The following is an 8237-nucleotide window of genomic DNA, read 5'->3' as shown; positions in this document are numbered from 1 at the left end:
GCCCTGCGATGTGGTGATCATCGATCTGGAGGACGCGGTCGCGCCCGATGCCAAGACGCAGGCCCGCGCGGCCGCGCTGGAGGCGGCGGCGCAGGGCTTTGGCGAGCGCCGGCTCGTCATCCGGGCCAACGCCCTCGATACGCCGTGGGGGGAGGCCGACTGCGCCGCGCTGCGCGACGCCCCGGTCGATGCGGTTCTGCTTCCCAAGGTCGATGGACCTGCGGACGCACGCCGCGCCCGCGCACTGCTCGGCGAGAAGGGACCACCGCTATGGGCGATGATCGAAACCTGTCGCGGCGCGCTGGCCCTTGCCGATCTCTGCGCGGACGCCCCTGCGCTGCGTCTGGAAGGGTTGATCGCCGGCACCAACGATCTCGCCAAGGAAATGCGGTTGCCCGCCGATCCGGCTCGCACCGCATTGATGCCGCTGCTCGTCCAGATGGTGGTCGCCGCCCGCGCCTATGGCCTGATCGTGCTGGACGGTGTGTGCAATGCGCTCGACGACGGCGATCGCCTCGTTGCCGAATGCGCGCAAGGGCGGATGCTGGGGTTCGATGGCAAGACGCTGATCCACCCGTCACAGATCGCACCCGCCAACACGGCGTTCGGCCCGAGCCCCGACGAGATCGCCTGGGCCCGGGCCGTCGTTGCCGCCTTTGCCGATCCTGCCAATGCCGCGCTGGGCGCGATCAGGCTGGACGGGCAGATGGTGGAGCGGCTCCATCTCGCGCAGGCGGAGCGCCTGCTGGCGCTCGCCTGACCGGCGTCACATCCCGTTCAGCATCTCGATATGATGCTGAACGACCGGCGCGATCTTCCCCGCCGCCGCCTTCAACGGTGCGGCGGTGCCGGACTGGGCATAGCCCTGATGCAGCGCCAGTGCCTTCTGATGCGCGGTCTTCTGCTGCTGGACGTACAGCTGGTCGCGCTGCGTGCCCGACGCCTGGCGCAGTTTGGCGACCATGTCGGCCTGCATCGGCTCCAGCTTGGGCGGCGCCGGCCGCACGCCCGCCTTGGTCGCTGCCGCCTTCACGTCTGCGGTGCTCTTGGAATGATCGCGGATCATCGACTGGGCGAAGGTCCGGATCTTCGGGTTCGTCGATTGCAGGACGAGCTGGCTCGACTCCTTCTCGTACAGGTCGCTGGCGCCTGCCTTGGCGACGAACTGTGCCGGGGTCACCGTCTGCGCGAACACGGCGGTCGGGGCGGCGGCAACCAGGGCCGCCACGGTCATCATGCGAAGCATCCTCATCTTCTCCTCCTGTTATCAGTTCTTTGCGGTGCCCGGCTCGGCCATGCCACGATGCTGGCTGGCGAGTACGGCGTCGGGCACGATATGCGCCGCCGCGGCCTGCAGCTTGTTCTTCCAGCCCGACACGATCGACGCCTTGCCCGACATCAACGCATCCCAGCCGTCCCTGGCCACCTTGGCGGGATCGTCCTTTTTGGGATCGGTGCCGACATCGGTATCCATCATGTCGCCACGTGCGAAGAATTCGGTATCCGTCGGCCCCGGCAACAGGTTGGTCAGCGTGACGCCCTTGGCATCCTTCAACTCGTCCTGGATTGCCGCGACGAAGCTGTCGATGAACGCCTTGGTGCCGTTATACACCGCCTGGAAGCTGCCGGGGATGAAGCCGGCGATCGACCCCGTCACTAGCACCTTGCCCGCATCGCGCGCCACCATCGGCTTCAGCACCTTTTGCAGCAGGTACAGCGTGCCGGTGATGTTGGTGTCGACCACCAGTCGCCAGTCCTTCACCTCCTGGTCCAGAAAGCCCTTGCCCAGTCCATGCCCGGCATTGGCGCACAGTAGGTCGATCTGCCGACCGCCCGCCGCCGCCAGCACGCTGTCCACGCCTTCCAGCGTCGACAGGTCCGCCTCCACCGCCTGCACCTGCGTGCCGAACTGGCGGAGGTCGGTCGCGGCTGCCTCGATCAGGTTCTCGTTGGCGACGACGATCAGGTCATAGCCATCCTTGGCGGCGAGCGTCGCCAGCTCGAACCCGATGCCGGTCGAGGCACCGGTGACGATCGCGAATTTGTCAGCCATCCTCTTGTCTCCTTCAGGCGGTCATGCCGGGCTTCAGCACGATCTTGGTCACTTCGTTCTGCTGGTCGTGGAACATCTTGTACCCCTTGGGGGCATCCTCCAGCGGCATGCGGTGCGAGATCATGAACTCGGTATCGATCTTGTCTTCCATGATCGCGTTCAGCAGGGCGGGCATGTAGTGCTGGACATGCGTCTGCCCGGTCTTCAGCGTCAGCCCCTTTTCCATGAAGGCGCCCAGCGGGAACTTGTCGACATAGCCGCCATAGACTGCCGGCATCGACACGCGCCCGCCCTTGCGGCACGCGATGATCGCCTGGCGGATCGAATGCGGCCGATCCGTGCCGAGGAAGGTCGACGCCTTGATCTGGTCGATGACGTTGTCGACGAACAGGCCATGCGCCTCCAGGCCGACCGCGTCGATCACCGCATCGGGCCCGATCCCGCCGGTCATCTCCATCAGCGCCTCATAGGTCGCAGATTCCTCGAAGTTGATCGTCTCGGCGCCGAACTTCTTGGCCAGCTCCAGCCGGTGCGGGAAGTGATCGATCGCGATCACCCGCTCGGCCCCCATCAGGAACGCCGACTGCACCGCGAACAGCCCGACCGGGCCGCAGCCCCAGACCGCCACCGTATCGCCCGGCTCGATCTGCGCATACTCCGCCGCCTGCCAGCCGGTGGGCAGGATGTCGGACAGGAACAGGACCTTGTCGTCCGAAACTCCGTCCGGGATCACGATCGGCCCGACATCGCTGAACGGCACGCGGACATATTCCGCCTGTCCACCCGCATAGCCGCCGGTCATGTGACTATAGCCGAACAGGCCCGCCATCGGCGTGCCGTACAGCTCCATCGAGATGTCCTGGTTATCGGCCGGCAGGCTGTTCTCGCACGCCGAATATTGGTGCTTGCCGCAATGGTAGCAGCTCCCGCACGAGATGGTGAACGGCACCACCACGCGCTGCCCCTTCTTCAGGGTCGATTTCGGGCCCGTCTCGACCACCTCGCCCATGAATTCATGGCCCAGTATGTCGCCCGCCTTCAGTGTCGGGATATAGGCGTCGTACAGATGCAGGTCGGATCCGCAGATCGCGGTGGACGTGATCTTGATGATGGCATCGCGCGGATTCAGGATCTCGGGGTCCGGAACCGTGTCCATGCGGACGTCGTGCTTGCCGTGCCAGGTGAGTGCACGCATCGGCTCAACCCTTTCGTTGTTCGAGTTCGGCGTGCGTATGCGCACCCGTGGCGATCTCGCCGGTTTCCAGCAGTTGCTTCAGACGGCGCAGGTCGCGCCGGGCCTGGATCGCCGGCTCGCGCTGGAACACCTTGGCGACCAGCTTGCCGATCACGCCCGCCGGCGGATCATAGACGATCGTCGCCGTCACCACCGTGCCGCGCGCGCCTGCATCGCGGAACTCGACCACGCCGGAATTCTCCACGTCCGCGCCGGGCTCGGACGTCCAGGCGATCAGCCGGTCCTTCTCCTCCTGCGTGACGCGCGCGTCCCATTCCACCGTCTTGCCGGCCGGTGCCTTCACCACCCAGTGCGAGCGGGCATCGTCCAGGATGTCGATCCGCTCCACATTGTCCATGAAGGTCGACAGATTGTTGAAGTCGCGGAAATAGCTGTACACTTCGCCGACCGGACGGTTGATCGTCACCGCACGGCCGATGATCGTGCCGCCCTTGCCCTCGATCAGATCGGCGGTGGCAGCGGCTGCGGCATCGCTGCGTTTCGATGCGGCCAGCGGCGCATCGTCGGATTGGCGAGTTGCCATATCGTCACCCATCGGGTCCTCCGGATTGCCAGATGGGCATCCAACCGCGTGGTCGACCCCATCGGTTCCGACGATCGAGCAAATATCGCCCGAAACATGATCTCGATCAGTTTCAATGACCTGGAAAGTTGATCCAGATCACGATGCCGCGGGGCCAAGCTGTCGTTCCAGCATCTCCAGTGCGACCCCCAGACAGGCCAACCGCACCGGCCCGCGCCCGATATCGCCGAAATGGGCCTCGCGGTGATCGGCCTCGCCGCCGCGCACCGCACAGGCGAAATGGACCAGCCCCGGCTCGTCACCCGGTGCACCCGGCCCGGCGAACCCCGTGATCGCCACCGCGATGTCGCCGTGGCTATAGGCGAGCGCCCCTTCCGCCATCGCCACCGCCACGTCCCGGCTGACCGCGCCGCAGCGGTCGATCTTGTCGGACGCGATGCCGAGCAACTCGCATTTCGCCTTTTCGCTGTAGACGACGAATCCGCGTTCGAACGCGTGGCTCGCGCCCTCCACATCGGTCAGCAACGATGCCAGCAACCCGCCGGTACAGCTTTCCGCGGTGACGATCGACCGCTCCGCCGCGCATGCCGCCTCCAGCACGCGTCTCGCCGCCGCCTCGACGGCATCCGGCACCGATGCCAGGGTCTCGCTCATGCTTCTGCTCTCCCACTGTCAGGCTGTTGCCCGACAACGGAAGCGCCCCGCCTCAGGTTGCGGCGGAATTGTTCACGATCAATATGTTACCTGCCAAGGCGGCAGGATCAGCGGCCGATCCAGTCCGCGACCTGCACGGCCACCTGATTGGCCGCCTGGTTGATCGCCGGCCCGGCATTCTGCGCGTCGATCGCCGTCACCGGCACCCGTGCCTCGAAACGGCGCTTCTCGACATTGCTCTGCCCGACGCGGGTCAGCGCCGCATCGAACGTCACCACCGCCTCGCGCGTCGCCTCTTCGACGCCGAACGCGCGCAATTCGCCGTTCAGCCGCGCACCCGGATCGCTCACCGACTGGCTCGTGGACAGGACCACCCGGCCGGTTCGTGCCGCGACCGTGTCGGACATCAGCCGCGCGAACAGCCGTGCCGGCGGCTCTGACCACTGCGCATCCTTGATATAGGCGATGGAGGTCGGCGACACCTGCACCGGCACCCGGCCGCTGGCGAGCGCCTGGGGCACCGCCGGCACCTGAATGGTGATCGACTTGGCCGCACCCGAATCCTGCTCCTGCCCGACCGGCACCGCGGTCTGCGCGCTCAGCGTCATCAGCGAGGGGGGCGGTTCGGCACCGAAGCGGATGCAGGCGGCGAGTGGCAGCATCGCCGCCAGGCAGAGAAGCGTCTTCTTCATGGCGGCCCTCACTTACCCTTGTAATCCGGCAGCTTCTGCTGCCCCACGAGCGATCCTGCGCCCTGCTGGTCGATCTTCTCGGCGATCGAGGCGAACGAGGCGGCGGTCACGCGCAGATCGCGCACCAACTGCCCGACCTCCGGCACCGTCTGCTTGGAAAAGGCCTGCAGGCCCGGCCGTGCATCGCCCACTGCCGCGTTCAGCGTTTCGGCACTTTCCTGCGCCGACAGGATCGCCTTGTTCAAATTCGCCATCGCCGGCTTCACATCCTCGGCCAGGACGCCGTTCGTGGTCTGCGCCAGTTGCCCGATCGACTGTGCCGCGTCGCCCGCCTGCTGGATCGCGACCCGCGTCTGCGCCAGCGTCGCGGCGATTTCGGGCCCACGATCCGCCAGCGCGTCGGACAGGCGGTTGGTGTTGTCGAGGATACCCGCGATCGATGCCTGGTTGCGATCCGACAACAATCCGGTCAGCCGCTCGGTCAGTGTCGACAGCCGCTCCAGCAACTGCGGTGCGGAATTCAGGATCGCGCCGATACCGCCCTGCTTGGTCGGGATGACGGGCACGTCATAGGGGCAGAGCTGCCGGCGATTTTCCTCCGGGCAGGCGATCGGCTGCGCACCTTTACGCGCACCGTCCAGCGCCACCGTGCTGGTGCCGGTGAAGCTTGCCGAGATCGATGCCGTCGTCCCCTGCAGGATCGGCGTCTGCTCGTTCACCGCAACACGCACGCGCACATATTGTGGGTCGGGACGCCACAGCGCGATTTCCTTCACCTGCCCCGACGGCACGCCCGAATAGGTGACCGCCGACCCCTTCGCCAGCCCGTCCACCGACTGGCGGAAGAAGATGTCATATTCCTTCTCCGACGTACCGCCCAGCCGCGCGATCCACACCGTGAACAGCGCCAGCACGGCCAGCAGGATCAGCACGACGGTGCCGACGAGAACATGGTTTGATCGCGTTTCCATCAGCCTGTCCCTCGCTCGCCCCGAGCGTTATCCTGTGTCTCACCGCGCGCTGCATTGTCCGCCGCCCCACCCAGCGAAGGCTGGCCAGTGGTCCGCGCCGACACCTCGGTCGGATGCGCGTCTGCCTGCGCATCGGCCGAGCCCTGCGCATGGTTTTCCTTGGCGGCGACGGCGGCGCGACCGCGCGGCCCCTTGAAATATTCCTCGATCCACGGATGGTCGAGCGCCAGCAACTCGTCGATCGTGCCCACCGCGATCACCTTCTTGTCGGCCAGCACGGCGACCCGGTCGCAGATCGCGTACAGCGTATCCAGATCGTGCGTGATCAGGAACACGGTCAGCCCCAGCGTCTTTTGCAGCGACTTGGTCAACTGATCGAATGCCGCCGCGCCGATCGGGTCCAGCCCCGCGGTCGGCTCGTCCAGGAACAGCAATTCCGGGTCCAGCGCCAGCGCCCGGGCCAGCCCGGCGCGCTTCTTCATGCCTCCGGACAGTTCGGCCGGATATTTCGGCCCTGCATCCACCGGCAGGCCCGTCATCACCACCTTGTAGGACGCGATCTCGTCCATCAGGGCCGGCGACAGTTCCGGGTAGAATTCACGCAGCGGCACGGCGACATTTTCCGCCACGGTTAGCGTCGAGAACAGCGCCCCGCCCTGGAACAGCACGCCCCAGCGCTTGCGGATCGACACCGCTTCCGTTTCCTCGCGGCCGATCGTCGGTTCATCGAACACGGTGATCTCGCCGGTATCGGGCGTCTGCAGGCCGATGATCGATCGCATCAGCACGGACTTGCCCGTGCCCGATCCGCCGACCACGCCCAGGATCTCGCCCCGTCGCACGTCCAGGTCCAGTCCGTCATGGATCACCTGGTCGCCGAAGCTGTTGCGGATGCCACGGACCCTGATGATGTGCTCGTCGAGCGCCGCCATCAGTTCCAGCCCACCCAGGTGAAGAACACCGCAAAGAACGCGTCGAGCACGATGACCAGGAAGATCGCCTGCACCACCGCGGACGTGGTGCGCAGGCCGACCTGCTCGGCATCCGACTCCACCGACATGCCCTGGAAGCACCCGGCGATCGCGATGATCGCGCCGAAGACGGGGGCCTTGATCAGGCCGACATAGAGGTCGGTGATCGGTACGACCTCGCGGATGCGGGCAACGAAGGTGACGGGTGGAATGCCCAGTGACACCGCGGCCAGGAAACCGCCACCGATGATCGCGATCAACGAGGCGTAGAAGCCGAGCAGCGGCATCAGCGTCACCGCCGCCAGCGTGCGCGGCAGCACCAGCGCCTCCATCGGCGACACGCCGATGACGCGCATAGCGTCGATCTCCTCGGTCAGCTTCATCGTACCGAGCTGCGCGGCAAAGGCCGATCCGGAGCGCCCGGCGACCATGATCGCGGTCATCAGCACGCCCAGTTCGCGTAAAGTAAGCCGGCCGACCAGGTTGATCGTGAACACCTCGGCACCGAACTGACGCAGCTGCACCGCGCCCTGCTGCGCGATGACGATGCCGATCAGGAAGCTCATCAGCCCGACGATGCCGAGCGCGGACACGCCCACCGTCTCGAACTCGTGCACCACCGCGTTGAAGCGGAACCGGCGCGGATGGCGGATCACGGCCAGCATCGCCATGGTCGTCGCCCCCATGAAGCCAAGCAGGCCGTAGAGGGTGCGGAACGAGGTGACGACGGCATCGCCGATCTCGCCTGCCACGCGAGCAAATGGACTGACCGGCTGCGGGCGCATCGCCACCGGCTTGTCGGCATTCACCACTTCGTCGAACAGCGAGCGGCTGGCGTCGCTCAGGCCGGAAACCTCAGCATCGTTGCGCGCCGCGAAACGGTGCACCACCCATGCGCCGACGGTATCGATCCGGTCGACGCCCGACAGATCGACACGGCGCACCCGGCCCTCGTGCCGCTCCAGCCGGTCGGGCAGGTCGCCCATCGAGGCCAGCGACAGATCGCCCGTGAAGCGCAGCGCTCCGCCGTCCGCATCGTCCTGGCTGAAATCGGCCTTGGCGCTCATCGCGTGTCTCTTTGCGGGAAAGTGCCGCGAACGGCAAGGCGGCTCGTACCC

10 protein-coding genes are annotated in these 8237 nt (G+C 66.4%); 1 reads left to right on the top strand and 9 read right to left on the bottom strand.

Translation table 11 applies throughout. The features are described from left to right. Positions 1 to 760 (top strand): CoA ester lyase (locus OXR08_RS15155; protein ID WP_267351137.1); only part of this gene is annotated, 760 nt, incomplete at its 5' end. A 6-nt stretch (positions 761 to 766) separates the two neighbouring features. On the opposite strand, the gene OXR08_RS15150 is transcribed toward OXR08_RS15155, so the two are convergent. The 9 genes from OXR08_RS15150 to OXR08_RS15110 all read right to left on the bottom strand — a co-directional run bounded on the left by OXR08_RS15150 (position 767) and on the right by OXR08_RS15110 (position 8186). Further along, entirely contained in the window at positions 767 to 1252 is a 486-nt protein-coding gene (locus OXR08_RS15150; protein WP_267351135.1) for a DUF4142 domain-containing protein, read from the bottom strand. Positions 1253 to 1267: 15 nt separating this feature from the next. Beyond that, positions 1268 to 2053, bottom strand: coding sequence for an SDR family NAD(P)-dependent oxidoreductase (locus OXR08_RS15145; protein ID WP_267351133.1), 786 nt, complete (start codon positions 2051 to 2053; stop codon positions 1268 to 1270). Positions 2054 to 2066: 13 nt separating this feature from the next. Continuing rightward, the gene (locus OXR08_RS15140; protein WP_267351131.1) at positions 2067 to 3248 is read right to left on the bottom strand and encodes a zinc-dependent alcohol dehydrogenase; all 1182 of its coding nucleotides are present in this window, start codon (positions 3246 to 3248) and stop codon (positions 2067 to 2069) included. Between the two features lie 4 nt (positions 3249 to 3252). After that, positions 3253 to 3843 carry an SRPBCC family protein gene (locus OXR08_RS15135; RefSeq protein WP_267351129.1) on the bottom strand — a complete coding sequence of 197 codons (591 nt, stop codon included), beginning with the start codon at positions 3841 to 3843 and terminating at the stop codon, positions 3253 to 3255. A 126-nt stretch (positions 3844 to 3969) separates the two neighbouring features. After that, entirely contained in the window at positions 3970 to 4485 is a 516-nt protein-coding gene (locus tag OXR08_RS15130; RefSeq protein WP_112381422.1) for a CinA family protein, read from the bottom strand. A 107-nt stretch (positions 4486 to 4592) separates the two neighbouring features. Then, a complete protein-coding gene (locus OXR08_RS15125) occupies positions 4593 to 5177 on the bottom strand; it encodes an ABC-type transport auxiliary lipoprotein family protein (RefSeq protein WP_149681121.1) in 585 nt (194 codons plus the stop codon). An 8-nt stretch (positions 5178 to 5185) separates the two neighbouring features. After that, complete coding sequence (locus OXR08_RS15120) at positions 5186 to 6148, bottom strand: MlaD family protein (protein WP_112381424.1); 963 nt, start codon at positions 6146 to 6148, stop codon at positions 5186 to 5188. Then, positions 6148 to 7080 carry an ABC transporter ATP-binding protein gene (locus OXR08_RS15115; RefSeq protein WP_267351126.1) on the bottom strand — a complete coding sequence of 311 codons (933 nt, stop codon included), beginning with the start codon at positions 7078 to 7080 and terminating at the stop codon, positions 6148 to 6150. Before OXR08_RS15115 ends, OXR08_RS15120 begins: the two co-directional genes overlap by 1 nt. Beyond that, the gene (locus OXR08_RS15110) at positions 7080 to 8186 is read right to left on the bottom strand and encodes an MlaE family lipid ABC transporter permease subunit (RefSeq protein ID WP_149681123.1); all 1107 of its coding nucleotides are present in this window, start codon (positions 8184 to 8186) and stop codon (positions 7080 to 7082) included. Before OXR08_RS15110 ends, OXR08_RS15115 begins: the two co-directional genes overlap by 1 nt. Between the last annotated feature and the right edge of the window lie 51 nt (positions 8187 to 8237).

Source organism: Sphingomonas sp. GM_Shp_2, from assembly GCF_026540875.1.
Taxonomy (GTDB): Bacteria; Pseudomonadota; Alphaproteobacteria; order Sphingomonadales; family Sphingomonadaceae; genus Sphingomonas; species Sphingomonas carotinifaciens.
This window is presented reverse-complemented; position numbering and strand designations above follow the sequence as displayed.